At 67.9% G+C, this 15058-nt stretch carries 13 protein-coding genes and 1 pseudogene; 6 read left to right on the forward strand and 8 right to left on the reverse strand.

Annotated features, from left to right (window positions below; genetic code table 11):
- Nucleotides 1-206 precede the first annotated feature (206 nt).
- From VFE28_06520 to VFE28_06535, 4 genes are all read right to left on the reverse strand, one after another.
- Nucleotides 207-665, reverse strand: coding sequence for a hypothetical protein (locus tag VFE28_06520; protein ID HZM15639.1), 459 nt, complete (start codon nt 663-665; stop codon nt 207-209).
- Nucleotides 666-715: 50 nt separating this feature from the next.
- On the reverse strand, nt 716-1441 hold the full coding sequence (locus VFE28_06525) for an outer membrane beta-barrel protein (protein ID HZM15640.1): 726 nt from the start codon (nt 1439-1441) through the stop codon (nt 716-718).
- Nucleotides 1442-1591: 150 nt separating this feature from the next.
- Nucleotides 1592-3088 carry a zf-HC2 domain-containing protein gene (locus tag VFE28_06530; protein HZM15641.1) on the reverse strand — a complete coding sequence of 499 codons (1497 nt, stop codon included), beginning with the start codon at nt 3086-3088 and terminating at the stop codon, nt 1592-1594.
- The gene (locus tag VFE28_06535) at nt 3081-3686 is read right to left on the reverse strand and encodes a sigma-70 family RNA polymerase sigma factor (protein ID HZM15642.1); all 606 of its coding nucleotides are present in this window, start codon (nt 3684-3686) and stop codon (nt 3081-3083) included. The genes VFE28_06530 and VFE28_06535 overlap by 8 nt, the downstream gene beginning before the upstream one ends.
- A gap of 166 nt (nt 3687-3852) precedes the next feature.
- On the opposite strand from VFE28_06535, the gene VFE28_06540 reads away from it, so the two are divergent.
- The 6 genes and pseudogenes from VFE28_06540 to VFE28_06565 all read left to right on the forward strand — a co-directional run bounded on the left by VFE28_06540 (nt 3853) and on the right by VFE28_06565 (nt 11219).
- Nucleotides 3853-5409 carry an acyl-CoA carboxylase subunit beta gene (locus tag VFE28_06540; GenBank protein HZM15643.1) on the forward strand — a complete coding sequence of 519 codons (1557 nt, stop codon included), beginning with the start codon at nt 3853-3855 and terminating at the stop codon, nt 5407-5409.
- Between the two features lie 82 nt (nt 5410-5491).
- Nucleotides 5492-7063 (forward strand): acetyl-CoA carboxylase biotin carboxylase subunit, encoded by a 1572-nt coding sequence (locus VFE28_06545; protein ID HZM15644.1) that lies wholly within the window; start codon nt 5492-5494, stop codon nt 7061-7063.
- A complete protein-coding gene (locus VFE28_06550) occupies nt 7060-7587 on the forward strand; it encodes a biotin/lipoyl-containing protein (GenBank protein HZM15645.1) in 528 nt (175 codons plus the stop codon). Before VFE28_06545 ends, VFE28_06550 begins: the two co-directional genes overlap by 4 nt.
- A gap of 39 nt (nt 7588-7626) precedes the next feature.
- Nucleotides 7627-8972, forward strand: a pseudogene (locus VFE28_06555) (NCS2 family permease).
- Nucleotides 8973-9730: 758 nt separating this feature from the next.
- Nucleotides 9731-10921, forward strand: a complete 1191-nt coding sequence (locus VFE28_06560; GenBank protein HZM15646.1) for an NAD(P)/FAD-dependent oxidoreductase — start codon at nt 9731-9733, stop codon at nt 10919-10921.
- A 79-nt stretch (nt 10922-11000) separates the two neighbouring features.
- Entirely contained in the window at nt 11001-11219 is a 219-nt protein-coding gene (locus VFE28_06565; protein ID HZM15647.1) for a 4Fe-4S binding protein, read from the forward strand.
- A gap of 26 nt (nt 11220-11245) precedes the next feature.
- Here VFE28_06565 and VFE28_06570 read toward each other — a convergent pair whose 3' ends face one another.
- The 4 genes from VFE28_06570 to VFE28_06585 form a co-directional block, all read right to left on the reverse strand.
- The gene (locus tag VFE28_06570) at nt 11246-11794 is read right to left on the reverse strand and encodes a DUF488 domain-containing protein (GenBank protein HZM15648.1); all 549 of its coding nucleotides are present in this window, start codon (nt 11792-11794) and stop codon (nt 11246-11248) included.
- Between the two features lie 29 nt (nt 11795-11823).
- On the reverse strand, nt 11824-13200 hold the full coding sequence (locus VFE28_06575; protein ID HZM15649.1) for an O-antigen ligase family protein: 1377 nt from the start codon (nt 13198-13200) through the stop codon (nt 11824-11826).
- 158 nt (nt 13201-13358) lie between these two features.
- A complete protein-coding gene (locus VFE28_06580; protein HZM15650.1) occupies nt 13359-14132 on the reverse strand; it encodes an enoyl-CoA hydratase-related protein in 774 nt (257 codons plus the stop codon).
- A gap of 40 nt (nt 14133-14172) precedes the next feature.
- The gene (locus VFE28_06585) at nt 14173-15039 is read right to left on the reverse strand and encodes a 3-hydroxybutyryl-CoA dehydrogenase (protein HZM15651.1); all 867 of its coding nucleotides are present in this window, start codon (nt 15037-15039) and stop codon (nt 14173-14175) included.
- Nucleotides 15040-15058: the final 19 nt, after the last annotated feature.

Genomic DNA, 15058 nt, shown 5'->3' on the forward strand with positions numbered 1-15058 from the left:
AGAGGTATCGCCACAGACGAGGACGGTGTCGGTGTCGCGGACGCGCTCCCGCCAGCGGGCGGCGAGCTTTTCCGCGTGGCCCACCCATTCGGGGCCGAAGCGATCCATGGGCTTGTCGACTGCGAAGCCGAGGTGCAGATCGGAGACGGCGAAGAGGGACATAAGCGGACGCTAGCACAGCCCGGGAACCGCCTGCAGCGGCTCGTTCAGTGCCCGGCCCGCGCCGCGAAGAGAGGGCGCTCGATCTTCCAGCCGCCGCGGGTGAGGCAGAGACGATCGCCACTGGTGAAGCGCCTGAGGGAGTCCCCCATACCGACGCGGTACTCCACGGTATAGGTCACGTCGACGATGCCGCGGCCCCGATCGGCGACGGCGAAGTCGCGGCAGCGGAGCTCGACCATATCCGGCAGCGGCACCATTTCGTTCGCATCCGCCGGGGTGAAGTGGGCGAAACACTCCAACGCCGAAAGGTGCCGGCGTTCGAGCATGCAGTGCCAATAATTGGCGATGGTGGTCTGCGGCCGAGCATAGGCTTCAGGCGGCTCCGGCGCGCTGTCGCGCAGCGAGCCGAGCAATGCCAGGAGCATCGGCAGGAGAAGAGGGTTCACCGGTGGGGGCAACCTGATGAAGGGGAAGCGCGACGACGATTTAGCCGCCGTGTTCATGATAGCAGAAACCGAGTTCGCGCATCCAGTGCCGGTCGATGCAGATGCTTTCAATCGTCCTTGGGAGGCGGCAGGCCTTCGTCACGCGGACTGTTGAGGAAGAAACGGAAGCCCAGGAGAACTGCGACGCTGTCCAGGTGGTCCAGATCGTCCACCAGTTCGTGCCGCTGGGTCAGCGTGTAGCGCGCTCCGAGCTGCAGCATCCAATTCTTCCCCAGGATGAGGAGCGCCGAAATGCCTGCTTCTCCCGCCAGCAGCAAGTCGCTCGCTGTGTTCGGCTGGATCCCGGCGATGTTCCGGACCCATCGGGTCACGGCGAGGAATCCCAGACCGCACTGCAACTCCGGCTTCAGGTACCCCTTGCGCATTCCACTCCGGGTGTAGCGCAGTCGCAGCATGAGCGGGTTGGCCTCGATGCGGTAGGTGCGCACGCTCTCGGGAAGCAAGAGCTCCGCGGGGTCGAGGATCGGCTCGTAGGGCACCTCCTGAGTGCCGTAGACGCCGAACGAACCTTCGAGGAGGAGGTTGTCGTTGAGGTGCGAGCCGATGCCAAGCTCCAGCTGGCCGATCGTGCGCGAATCGACGACGTCGCCGCTCACATCGCCGGTGAGAACGGTGGCACCGCCCGTGACGGCCAGGTAGGTCCGCGGCATCGCCGCTGCTAGCGCGGGCAGCAGGACGAGAGCCAGCGTCGCCGACAGCAGAATGGGCGGCAGCGTCCCGGTCCGAAGAACGAGAGCCGTCGTTCCCGAAAACCATCGAGCGTTGCGGAGCATGGTTCCTCGTCTCGTGCCGAGCAGACTGGAGGATCACGGCCAAGTTAGGGACGGCCCACGCTCGACGCCAGCACTCTCGGCGAGGATCCGCGACGAACCCGCTCGCCGCACCCAGGCGGCACGAGCTGCGCTCTGATTCTTTCCGCCGCGCTAGCGCAACGATTCGAGCCGGCGCTGCCATTCCACCCGGCTCGCTGCCTCGGTGGCGTTCGCCGCCAGCCAGCCGGCGTAGGCCTGGGCCCGCGGTCGCAGCTCCGGGGACACGGCGCTCTCCTCCACCAGCCGGCGCCCGAGTTCCTCCACCTGCTGCCGGAACTCCTGCCGTTGCCGCCGCGGCCACACGAGCGCGTCCAGCGCGGTGAGGTTCGCGCCGCCGGGCGGCGCCGCGCTGCGGACGTAGAATCGGCTGGCCGGCGCCGCTTTCCCCGCGGCGCCGTGCAACCACGCATCCATCGACCCGAGCTCCGTCACTTCCGGCGCTGCCGCTGCAGCAAAGCGCTCGCGCGCTCCTCGCGCTGCGAGCGTGTCCCCCGCCAGCGCCGCGGCGACGAAATCGCGCACCGGCAGTGCGGTGACCTCGTCGGCCGGAGCCTCGAGCTGCGTGGCGTGCATCGCTTCCATCCTTCCAGTCGAAAGGGTGGCCAGCGGCGACGGTTTCTCCTCCGCCGCGGTGCCAGGAACGGGCGCTACTCTCATCTTCGAACTCGACTCGACTTCACGGCCCAGAGCGGCAGGACTCGGAGAGGCCAGATCCTTTGCTGGCTCGCTCGCAGCTTCTGGGGAACTCTTCTGCGCCTGAACTCCGGCTGGCTGAGGTTCGCCCGTAGGCTTCGAGGCAGACTTCCCCGGCGCATCGCTCCTGGAGGGAGCAGCGGAAGTCGCAGGCGCAACTCCGGAGCCGGATTCGGGCGCCACCAAGCGCTGGCGCCTCCCCAGCGCACCGACCGCCGCCGGAGCTGGCGCCGAAGGGCTCGCAGCGGCAGGTGGTTCCTGGCTGAATTCTTGTTTCACCGCGCTCCGCCCGCTCGCTTCCCGTTTCGCGAGTGGATTCTCGACCCGACCAGTCTCTGTTGCCCGTTCCTCCGCGAGTGCATTCTCCGCGCTACGTTTTTCTTTGGCCGGTTCCGCCGCGTCTCGATGCGCCTCGATGGGTTCCACCGCGTCCTGGCTCTGCGTGTCCTGCGCCTTTTCCGCCGGAGCAGCCGGCGCCGGAGACGGCGCCAGAGCGACGTCCCGCCCCTGCTGCAACGGCTCGATCCGGCCTGCGCTCTCGGGCCGGAAGCCGCGCATGCCGAGGTACGCCACCAGGGTCACGGTGGCGAGGGCGCCGGCCAAACGGACCCAGCCGAGGCCGCCGGACGGCAAGAACCAGCTCGACAGACGCTCGAGCCAAGACGACGGAGCGGACGCACCCGCCGTCGGCAAGCGTGCTTGCACGCGGTTCGTGAAGCTGGACCAGTACGCCGTTCCCGGGTCGGGGACCGCGGTCTCGAGCAGTTGCGCCTGCAGGAGGCGGAGTTCCTCCAGCTCACCGGCACAGGTGGCGCAAGCAGCGAGATGCGCCGCCACGGCAGCGCGCACCTTGGGCTCGAGCTCGTCATCCAGATAGGCGCTCAGCCTTTCGCCGACATGCACGTTCTCAGGCATTTTCCCTCCGTGCGCTCCTCTGCATCCCGCGCGCTTCCAGCGCCTGTCGCAACAGGGTGCGAGCCCGGTGCAGGCGCGACATCACCGTACCCACAGGAATCGCGAGCGCCTTGGCGATCTCGGCGTAAGAGAGTTCCTCGTGCGTGCGCAGCAGGAGCGGCCGGCGGAATTCCTCCGGGAGCTCGCGCAGCGCCTGCTCCAGCACGCTTCCCATCTCCCTCGCCTCCAGCTCTGCGTCCGGCCCCGGGTTCGGTGCTGCCGACGCCTCCGCTGCCAGCTCGAAGGTTTCCCCGCCCTCGGTGCGCCGCCGGCGGCGCTTGTCGATGACGTTGAGCGCCAGACGCGTCGCGATGGTGCGCAGCCAGCCGAGGAAGCTGTAGCGCGGGTCGTAGCGCTCGAGAGCGCTCCAGGCGCGCACGAATGTTTCCTGCGCCACGTCGTCGGCATCGTCGTGGTTGCCCAGCATGCGGTAGCCGAGCGCATAGACCGGGCGCTTGGTCGCATCCACCAACTCCCGGAAGGCGGCCGCATCCCCCGCCTGCGCGGCGCGCACGAGCGCTGCCAGCGCCTCGGGCTCCTCGTCGCCGCCTCGTTGCATCCGCTCTCCGCCTCTCTCGATACCCACCAGACGGCCCTGCATTCCCCCGTCGCCGCCGTTCCCCATCCTTCCTCCGCCCGCACAATGCCCGATTTTACATCCACTTGCGAAGCTGGTACATTCCGCACCGCCGCGCCAGGCCGGCGTGTGGACAGTACGGAGTCCCATGGCGAAGAGCACGCGAGAACAGCGCCATCGCGACCTGGACACCCGTCGCCAGAGCGCCCTGGCCGGCGGCGGCCCGGAGCGCATCGCTCGCCAGCACGAGAGCTCCCGGCTGACGGCGCGAGAGCGTATCGAGCTCCTTCTCGACCGCGGTTCCTTCCTCGAGCGCGGCGTCTTCGTCACCCACGACTGCAATGATTTCGGCCTCGACCAGCGCCGCTACACCGGCGACGGCGTCGTCTGCGGCCACGGCACCATCGACGGCCGGCCGGTCTACGTCTTCGCCCAGGACTTCACCGTCTTCGGCGGCACGCTTTCTCTCTCCAATGCGCGCAAGATCACGCAAATCATGGACCTGGCGCTGCAGAACGGCGCCCCGGTGATCGGTCTCAACGACTCCGGCGGCGCCCGCATCCAGGAGGGCGTGAAGAGCCTGGGAGGCTACGCCGAGATCTTCCTGCGCAATACCCTCGCATCGGGAGTGGTGCCCCAGATCTCGGCGATCATGGGGCCCTGTGCCGGCGGCGCCGTCTACTCGCCGGCGATCACCGATTTCACCGTCATGGTGGACCGCACCTCGCACATGTTCGTGACCGGTCCCAGCGTCATCAAGAGGGTCACCAACGAGGACGTCAGCTTCGAGGACCTGGGCGGAGCCATGACGCACAACTCGAAGAGCGGCGTCGCCCACCTCCTGGCGGGCAACGATGCCGAGTGCTTGCAGATGATCCGCAAGCTCCTGGCCTACGTGCCGCAGAACAACTTGGAGGAACCGCCCAGGCTGGACACCGACGACCCCATCGATCGCCGCGACCCGGAGCTGGACGACATCGTCCCCAACGATCCCAAGAAGCCTTACGACATCGTCGAGGTCATCGCGCGCGTCGTGGACCGCGACAGCTTCTTCGAGATCCACCCGCACTACGCCAGGAACATCGTGGTCGGCTTCGCCCGCCTCGGCGGCCGCAGCGTCGGCGTGGTGGCGAACCAGCCCAAGGTGTTGGCGGGCGTGCTGGACATCAAGTCTTCGGTGAAGGGGGCGCGCTTCGTCCGCTTCTGCGATGCCTTCAACATCCCCCTCGTCACCTTCGAGGACGTGCCCGGGTTCCTTCCCGGGACCGAGCAGGAGTGGGGCGGCATCATCGTGCACGGGGCCAAGCTGCTCTATGCCTACTGCGAGGCCACGGTGCCGAAGCTCACCGTCATCACGCGCAAGGCGTACGGCGGCGCCTACGACGTCATGTCGAGCAAGCACATCCGTGCCGACTGGAATGTGGCCTGGCCGACGGCGGAGATCGCGGTGATGGGCGCCGAGGGGGCGGTGGAGATCCTCTACCGCAAGGAGATGGAGCGGGCCGACGGAGACGAGGTGCGGGCCCGGCTCATCGAGGAATACAACGCCCAGTTCGCCAATCCCTACGTGGCCGCGTCCCTGGGCTACCTCGACGACGTCATCCGGCCGCGGGACACGCGACCGCTCCTGATCATGGCGCTGGAGAGTCTGCACACCAAGAGGCAGAGCCTGCCGCGCAAGAAGCACGGCAACATCCCGCTCTGACGCTTTCGGACCATCGGGTGCACCGCGGTCCGACGCGGGCGCCGCGCCTCGCACCGGAGGCGCCGCCGGGGAGGCTAGTACCGTGGTCCGCTCGCGGCGCGTCGGGACCCCAGCGGTGGAGAGACGCCGGCCTGCCCGCCGCCTGCGCAAGGTGTTGGTAGCGAACCGCGGCGAGATCGCCGTCCGCGTCTGCAAGGCGCTGCGCGAGCTGGGCATCGCCAGCGTCGCCGTGTACTCCGAGGTGGACCGCACGGCGCTGCACGTGTCGCGCGCCGACGAGGCCTATCCACTGGACGGGAACGCCAGCCTCGATACCTACCTGCGCGGCGACAAGATCCTCGCCATCGCCGCCGCCTGCGGCGCCGACGCCATCCATCCGGGTTACGGCTTCTTGTCGGAGAACGCCGCTTTCGCCGCCGCTTGCCGCGACGCGGGGGTGCTCTTCATCGGCCCCTCCCCCGAGGCGATCGCCCGCATGGGCGACAAGCTGCAGGCGCGCGAAACGGCGCGACGTGCCGAGGTCCCGCTCGTTCCCGGGAGCCCAGGGCCGGTGCGAGATCTCCGCGAAGCGTTGGCGATCGCCGCCGACCTCGGCTACCCGGTGATGCTCAAGGCCGCTGCGGGCGGCGGTGGCAAAGGGATGCGCCGCGTCGAAGCGCCGGCGGAGCTGGAGAGCGCCTTCGCCCGTACCACCGAGGAGGCCCGCCGTGCTTTCGCCAACCCGGAATTGTTCCTCGAGAAGTACATCCTGGATCCTCGGCACATCGAGGTCCAGGTGTTCGGCGACCAGCACGGCCATTACGCCGCCCTGGGAGAGCGCGAGTGCACCATCCAGCGCCGCCACCAGAAGGTGATTGAGGAAGCGCCGAGCCCGCTCGTGACGCCCGAGCTCCGTGCGAGCATGGGCAAGACGGCCACGTCGCTCGCCGCAGCGGTGGGCTACGTGGGCGCCGGGACCGTGGAGTTCGTTGCCGACCAGGCGGGGAACTTCTACTTCCTGGAGATGAACACGCGCCTGCAGGTCGAACACCCGGTGACCGAGCTGGTCACGGGCCTCGATCTCGTGCACGAGCAGATTCGCGTCGCGGCCGGAGAGCCGCTCTCCTTCCTGGACCGTCTCCCCCTCGAGCCGCGCGGTTGGGCCATCGAATGCCGCATCTACGCCGAGGATCCGCGCCGCGACTTCCTGCCCGCCGTGGGCCGCATCGTCAAGCTCTCGATCCCCTACGGGCCGGGAGTGCGCAACGATTTCGGCATCTACGAAGGCTACGAGGTCCCGGTGCACTACGATCCGTTGCTCGGCAAGCTCGCTGTCTGGGGCGAAGACCGGCCGCAAGCCATCGCCCGCATGAAGCGCGCGCTCCATGATCTGGCCATCGAGGGCCTCCGCACCAACGTTGCCTTCCACGCTTGGGCCATGGACCAGCCGGCCTTCCGCGACGGACGGCTGGATACCGGTTTCATCGCTCGTAGCTTCAAGCCGGAGATGCTCGATCCTGCTCCCGCCGAGCTGGAGCGCTTCGTGGCCGCCGCGGTCCTTCGGGCGTACGAACTCGACCGCACCCCCCGGCTGCCACGAAACTCCGGCGCGTCGGCGTGGGCGCGCGCCGCGCGGGCGGGCAAGGATGTGCTGGACGAGGACGCTGCGGGATGAAGTACCAGGTGCGCGCGCAAGACCATCAATTCGAGGTCGAAGTCGGCGGCGAAGCGCCTCAATACCTCCTCCGCATCGATGGCCGCCAGGCGACGGTGGACGCCTGCACTTTGGGTGATCGCTCGCTGCTCAGCGTGCTCCTGGATCATGTCTCCTACCTCGCTCATGTCGTACCGGTGCATGCCGCTCCCGGCGCCTTCGACGTCTCCATCGGCGGCAAGCAGGTACGCATCCGCGTTCTCGACGAGCTCGCGGCCATGGCGCAGCAGATGCAGGCCCCTGCGGTGCAAGGTCGTGTGGTGCTGCGTTCACCCATGCCGGGCCTGGTGATCGATGTCCGTGTGCGCCCTGGCGACCGCGTCCGTGCCGGCAGCCCCCTCGTTGTCGTCGAGGCCATGAAGATGCAGAACGAGCTGGCGAGCGAGGTGGCGGGCACAGTGAGCGAGGTGCAGGCGCAGTTGAACCAGGCAGTCGAATCCGGCGCCACCCTGGTGGTCATCGAGGCGGACGGCAAGGCCAGCTGACCGATCCAGCCCACCGAAGCCCGCCTGAGGGGAGTCCGCATGCAGGCGCTCCTCGAACGACGCTTCTCGCTCCGCGCTCAGGGCAGCAACGTACGCACCGAGCTCTTGGCCGGCGCCACCACCTTCGCGACCCTTTCCTACATCCTCTTCGTCCAGCCCGCCGTTCTCCAAGCGGCGGGCATGGACTTCGGCGCTGTGATTCTCGCTACCTGCCTCGCCAGCGCCCTCGGCACGCTGCTCATGGCACTGCTCGCCAACTATCCCATCGCCATCGCCCCCGCCATGGGACACAACTTCTATTTCGCTTTCACCGTCTGCGCCCGGTGGCTGCGGGCGGTATGGGGTTCTCCTGGCAGATGGCTCTCGCCGCCGTCTTCGTCGCCAGCGCCCTCTTCGTCGTTCTCTCCAGCGTGGGCCTTCGAGAACGTGTCTTCGAGACCATGCCGCTCTCACTACAGCGCGCCATCGCCGGCGGCATCGGCCTCCTCATCGCGCTCGTCGGCCTGGAATGGGGAGGCATCGTCGTCGCCGCGCCAGGCACGCACATCGGCCTCGGCGATCTCGGCACGCCACCCGCCCGCGCAGCGCTCGCCGGCATCGCAGCGGCTGCCTTGCTCCTCGCCCGCCGGTTTCGTGGCGCCATCCTGGGTGGCATCGCCGTGGCCACGACAGTGGCCTGGTTGCAGGGGCTCGTCGAGCCCCACGGGTTCATCGGCCTCCCCGACATCGCCACGCCCGCCGCCTTCCGGCTGGACCTGGCAGGTCTCTTCAGCAACTCCCAGGCGGCGCTGGCCGTGCTCGTTTTCTTCTTTCTCGCACTTTTCGATACCGTGGGCACGCTGATCGGCGTCGCCGAGAAAGCTGGTCTCCTGCAACACGGCAAGTTGCCCCGCGCCCGCCGGGCCTTGCTCGCCGATGCCATCGGCACCACTTGCGGTGCCGTCCTCGGCACCTCCACGATCACGAGCTACATCGAAAGCGCCGCCGGCGTCGCCGAAGGCGGACGCACGGGCCTCACGGCCGTCGTCGTGGCGGCGCTTTTCCTTCTGGCCATCCCCTTCTCGCCGGTGGTCCAGATGATCGGTGGCGGCATCGAGACGCCCGCCGGAAGGCTCTATCCGAGCGTCGCACCAGCTCTCGTCACCGTGGGCTGCCTCATGCTCCAACCAGTTTCCCGCATTGCCTGGGACGAGTGGACCGAAGCCTTCCCTGCCTTCCTCACCCTCGTGATCATGCCCTTCACCTTCAGCATCACCGAAGGAATCGCCTTCGGCTTCATCGCCTATGCAGCCCTCAAGCTCGTCGCCGGGCGCTGGCGTGAGCTGCACCCCCTCGTTCTCGCCGTCGCTGTGGCGTTCCTCCTCCGTCAGATCTTTCTAGTCTGAGTGTCCGCGACGGAAGCCTGAACCTCCGAAATCGAGCCCGCCCCCTCCTTGGAGGTCTGGCTCACACCGCAGCGAGTCACTCCCCCTTGGAGAACGATGAGAGGTCGGACGCCCTGAATCTGAAAACTTCGAGAGCTCTGGCACGCTTCCCCCCAGCGGAAAACGTCGAGAACTCTGGCACGCCCTCCCCAGCGGAAAACACCGAGAACTCTGGCACGCTCCCCCCCGCAGCGGAAAACACCGAGAACTCTGGCACGCCCTCCCCAGCGGAAAACACCGAGAACTCTGGCTCACTCTATCAGCGGAAAACGCCTAGAGCTCTGGCATGCTCGGTCCTTGTGCAAATGCTCAGTGCGACTGCGTCCGCCCAGTGCAGTTCCATTGCTGCCCTCATCTCGAGTCGAGGTGGCAGCGGCAAGCCATGGGCTCAAGACAGTGATGAAAGTTCCGGGCCAGTCTGAATGTTGTTTCTGAATCGAGCACTTGCGCATGCCAACAGGCCTCCGCCTGTCCACATCGTAGACAGCAGGTGTCGACGCCGTGGACGGTCCGATGGGGAGATCAGAAGTCTGAAACGGGGACGGCCGCAGTGGGCTCCGGCAAGGCGGCTTCCAAGGCAGGCGGGACAAGGCATCGAGAGAGGGCGGGAAACCTCTTGTCACGGACCTGGAGGTCGTGGCAAAGGTGGCACTCCGCCAGGCCGTGGCGGCGCTTCACGGCCCGTGGAGCAACCGGGGTCGGCATCCTTGGAGGAAACCGTGCGCAGCGTGGACGTGTTCGTCGTGGGTGCGGGGCCGGCAGGCTCCTACGTCGCGACGGAGCTAGCCCGCCAAGGTTTCGAGGTCGTCCTGGCGGAAAAGCGCCCCGAGGTGGGAGTCCCGGTGCGCTGCGGCGAGGCAGCCGGCAGTCTGGCGGAGCTCGAGCACTTCCTGCCCCTGTCGCAGGAGTGGATCGCCGGCTCCATCGACGGCGCCCGTCTCTTCGGTCCTTCCGGGACTTGCGTCGAACGTCGCATGCCGGGTGTCGGCACACAGCTCCATCGCGACAAATTCGATCAAGCACTGGCACGGCAAGCTCGCGAGGCGGGCACGGAGCTGCGCACTTCCTTGCAGGTGACTGGAGTCTCCGCTTGGGAGCGCGGCATCCGCAGCATCCAAGCCCGGGACCTCACGCGCGCCGGCGAGACCACCGAGTTTCGCGCCCGGCTCGTCCTCGGTGCCGACGGGGTGGAATCCCTCGTGGGCCAATGGCTCGGCCTGCGCCGCGCCTTCAAGCTCGGCGAAGCGCACTCGGCGCTGCAGTACCTATTGGAGGGCGTCCCTTCCGGTGAGCGCTGGATCGATCTCTACGCCGGCCACCAAGTCGCCCCGGGCGGCTACGCCTGGGTGTTCCCCAAGGACCACGGCACCGCCAACGTCGGCCTCGGAATTCACATCACCGAGCGCCAGCCACGGCCGGCGCGGGCCTGGCTGGACGACTTCGTCCGCGCCCGGTTTCCAGAGAGCCGCATCCTGGGAATGGTGGCCGGCTCCGTGTCCGGGGCACACAGTCTGAAGAGCCTGGTGGCCGATGGGGCCGCGCTCGTCGGCGAAGCAGGGCACGCCAACAATCCGTTCTCCGGTGGCGGCATCATGAACGCCCTGGAGTCGGCGGAGGAGGCGGGAGACGAGCTCGGCGCCGCGCTCCGCGCCGGGGACCTGCGGGCCGAGCGCCTCCGGCCGTACCAGCAACGCTGGCATCGTCGGGTCGGCCGCACCAACGATCTCTTCTTCCGCTTGCGCAAGCTCTTCTTCACCATGGACGATCGTGAGATCGACTGGGCGGTGGAGGCGCTACAACGCGCCGTCTCCGCGGTGGACGCGCGCAGCGTGGACTACACGGGGATCTTCAAGACCGCGCTCACGCTGCATCCGAAGCTGGTAGCGAAGGCTACCCGCATGCTCTGGTAGGTCGAACTGCTGGCGGTATCGCGTCGGGAAGACGAGGGTGCGCCGGGAAGATGAACGGGTGCGGGAAGAAGGGATTGCGATGACACGGCATGCCGGACCCTGGCACATCGACATCGACCGCGGCACCTGCCTGCAGTGCGCCGGCTGTGTGTCCATCTGCCCGACCCGGGCCCTCGACATGCTGGGGCTCGAACTACAGTGCGAAGATCCCCTCTGCATCGGCTGTGATCTGTGCGTACGCTTCTGCCCCGTCGTGTCTTTGACCCTCGAGCCGCGTCAGCCACAGGCGCTCGTCTGAGCTGGCGGTGACCAGCGAACGCCTCGTCAAGCACTCGCCAACGGGAGGGGCGGATCTCCCGGGTAGGTGACCTGCCCGCCGGCATCGACGCGGGCGAAGGGCGCGAGTGCGTGCACCGGTGCGCGCGTCATGGACTCGATGTGCAGCACCTCCCAGCCGCGCGCAACCAAGGCGTCCGCCAGCAGCTGACGGTGACAGCGGCGGTAATAGGCTTCGGCGCACATGAAGGCCGTGGGCAGCGCTCGCGCCCTCTCCTCGAGCTCATCCCGTGCCGTCGCGAACTCCGCCGTTCCCATGTGATCGGCATAGGCGCGAAAAGCCGCTTCGCGCCACGCCGTATTGGCCGAACGACCCTGCCCCGGCTGCCGACGGCCGCCGAGAGCGGGCAGCCACAGGTAGGCGATGCCCGCCGCCGGCAAGGTGGCTGCCAGAGAGGAGCGCGCGAAGTGCGGATGCCGGCGGGAGCCCGGGAACGCCCGCACGTCGACGAGCTGGAGGACGCTATGCGCTTGCAGCATCTCGATGAGCTCCGCCAGCGGGCGCGTCGAGTGTCCGATGCTGAAGATCCGGGTCACGTGCAGTTCCTACGGGTGGCGCAGTCGGCCTATTCCGTCCCGGCCTCGGCACACTGACGCGCCGCGTTGGCGAGGCCGAGGAGAATCCACACGATGGGGTGGAACGCCAAGTCCAGAGTCAGCGCCGCCAGACAAATGACGCCGAACGAGAGACCGATGGAGACGGCCAGAGTGCGATCAGCGCCACGCCCCGCGATTCCCCAGAGCCGCGCCGCACGCGCCACCATCTCCATGCCGCTCAGGAGCCAGACGAGAAAAGCTAGCAGACCGAAAATCCCCAACGTGACCGCGACATCCAGATAGGAGTTGTGGGCCCAAAGCGGCACGGACATGTAGCGCGGCGACTCGGCCGGGAAGTTCCCCAGTCCGATCCCGAGCCACGGGTGGCGGCGGAACATCGCCAAGCCAGCTTCGAGGGCGTGCATGCGGAGCTGCAGGGATCGCTCGACGACGATGCCTCCGACCTGCTGTAGATCGGTGAAGCGGAGCCAGTATTTCTGTGGCAGGTTGACCAAGACGATACCCACCACCACCAGGCCCCCCAGGACAGGCCAGCGCGCCCGAGGAGCGCGGACGAGCAGGATCAGAGTCATCAAGCCCACCAGAACCAAACCCGTGCGCGACGCCGAGAGAACCACCGCCACGAGGTGCAGCATCACCACGGGCACCAGCGCCAAACGCCACCAACCCTTGCCCCGTCCCAGCAACGGCAGGAGCGTGACCAAGTAGGTCGCGGCGAAGACTGCGGTGAAGTTGGGGTCGCCCACACCGAAGCGCGTTTCTCCCGTCGGGTAGAGCAGGTAAACCGCACCGGCGGAGCGCAGGAACTGAACAAGACGAACCAGGATACTCGTGGCGAAGGCGAGGGACATGGTCAACAGGATGAGTCGAATTCTACGGGTTCGGTTGGCATGAGCACTGATCGCAGTGAAAAACATGACACCCCAGAGGATGTTCTCGATCCGGCCCCAAGCGAGCGCGAAGCTCCGCGCCATCACGATCGACGTGAGTGCGATTCCCATGAGAATCGCAAGGGAGATCTTGAATGTTGGCGTCCCCCAGGAAAGGGAGTGACCACTCATGAGATCGTACAAAGCGCGACCCGTAGCGAAGGCGAGAAGGGCCAGGGCAAAGGGCCCAGGAAGAAAGACATCGAGCCCAGAGCCGAAAACGAACATCGAGAGAAGGAGTGTCTCGTAGGGCCGAGCCAGGCAGGCGAGCGAGAGTACGGCCCCCGCCAAGCCTCCTACCCCCAGGACAAGACCACGCATACCGCGGAGGGCAAAGAGCACCCCGAGCGGGAGGCCGAGGCCGAGCAGCGTCAGAGCCGGCAACCGCCACACTGAACGGGCCCAACGGGCACCGAAGTCGGCGTCCCCTACGGGTGGGATGTCGGGCGTATTCACGCGATGCCTCCGAGGACGACGGCCTCACACGAGCCGCAGTGTATCCCGCCGCCGCGTCGCCGGGAACGACGGGGATCCCACGCGGCAGGCGAGGTCCCGCGGGCGCATCCTCAGCAGCCCGAGCCAAGAGCAGCCGCCACCCTCAGAGACCGCCACCTTCAGCGGCCGCGGAAGCGGGGCTCGCGCTTGGCGGCGAAGGCGGCTCTGCCCTCGCGGAAGTCGGCACTGCGGTAGGCGCGCTGCTGCAGTTGCAGGACGGCGCGGAGGTCGGTGCCGGCGAGCTCGCCGCGCCGCTGCAGGAGGCGGAGCGCTTCCTTCATCCCCTGCACGGCGAGGGGCGCATTGGCGGCGATGCGCCGTGCCAGCGCCACCACGGCGGCATCGAAGCGCTCCCGCCGCACCACGCGGTCCACGAGACCGAGGTGTGCGGCCTCTGCCGCGCTCACCAGTTCGCCGGTGAACAGCAGGTGACGGAGCGGGGCGGAGCCGAGGAGTCGCCGCAGCGTTTCGAGCCCGGCGTGGGGATAGATGAGACCGAGCCGCGCCGCGGTGAGTCCGAGGCGTGCGCCGGCGCGGGCGAGACGCAGGTCGCAGGAAGCCGCCAGCTCCACGGCGCCGCCGATGGCGTGGCCGTTCACCGCCGCCAGCGTCGGCACCGGGCAGTGGACGATCGCGCGCATGCAGCGAGTGAAGGGATGGCGGCCACTCTTCACGGGGTCGGCGTCGAAGAGCTCTGCCGGGATCTGCGCGATGTCGTAACCGGCGCTGAAGAAGTCGCCGCGGCCGCGCAACACCACGACACGGGCGCCGCCGGAAACCGCCGCAGCGAGCACTCGCGGCACCGCGGCCAGGAGCGGCGGCGTGAGCAGGTTGCGGGTCCCGGGCGCACCGAACTCGACCCAGGCCACGCCTTCGTCGAGCCGCAGGCCCACCGGTTCCAACGCACGCCTCCCGGCGCGAACGCGGCCCAGCCTACGCCGTCCTCTGCTCGGTGTAGTCGTAGAAGCCGCGGCCGGACTTCTTGCCGAGCCGGCCCGCCGCCACCATGCGCTTGAGCAGCGGGCAGGGCCGGTACTTTGAATCGCCGAAGCCCTCGTACAGCACGTTCATGATGTCCAAGCAGACGTCGAGCCCGATGAAGTCGGCCAGCTGCAGCGGCCCCATGGGGTGCGCCATGCCGAGCTTGAGCACGGTGTCGATGGCGTCGCGCTCGGCCACGCCTTCCTGCAAGCAGAACATCGCCTCGTTGAGCATGGGCATGAGGACGCGGTTGGAGACGAAGCCCGGATAATCCCGCACCTCCACCGGCGTCTTCCCGAGGCTGCGCGCGAGACCCACCACGGCGGCGCAGACCGCATCGGAGGTGGTCTCGCCGCGGATGATCTCGACGAGCTTCATCATCGGCACGGGGTTGAAGAAGTGCATGCCCACCACGCGCTCGGGACGGCCAGTCGTCGCCGCCAGCGCGGTGATCGAAATCGAAGAAGTGTTGGAAGCCACGATCGCCGCCGGCGGCAGCAGCGCATCGAGCTCCTGGAAGATCTGCCGCTTCACCGCGAAATTCTCGAACACCGCCTCGACCACCAGCGCGCAGTCGTGCAGGCGGGACAGGTCGCGGGCCGTGACGATGCGTCCCAGGGCGGCGTGGGCCACGTCGCTGCCGATGGTCTCCTTGCGCACGAGCCGATCCATGCTCTTGGTGATACCTTGCATGGCCCGGTCGAGGGCCGATCCATCGCTGTCCACGAGACCCACGGGATGCCCGCCGAGCGCGAAGGCCTGGGCGATGCCGCTGCCCATGGTGCCGGCGCCGACGACTCCGACCTGGTGAATCTCCATGAAGCTCCTCCCTCGTGAT

The organism is Candidatus Krumholzibacteriia bacterium, from assembly GCA_035649275.1.
Taxonomy (GTDB): domain Bacteria; phylum Krumholzibacteriota; class Krumholzibacteriia.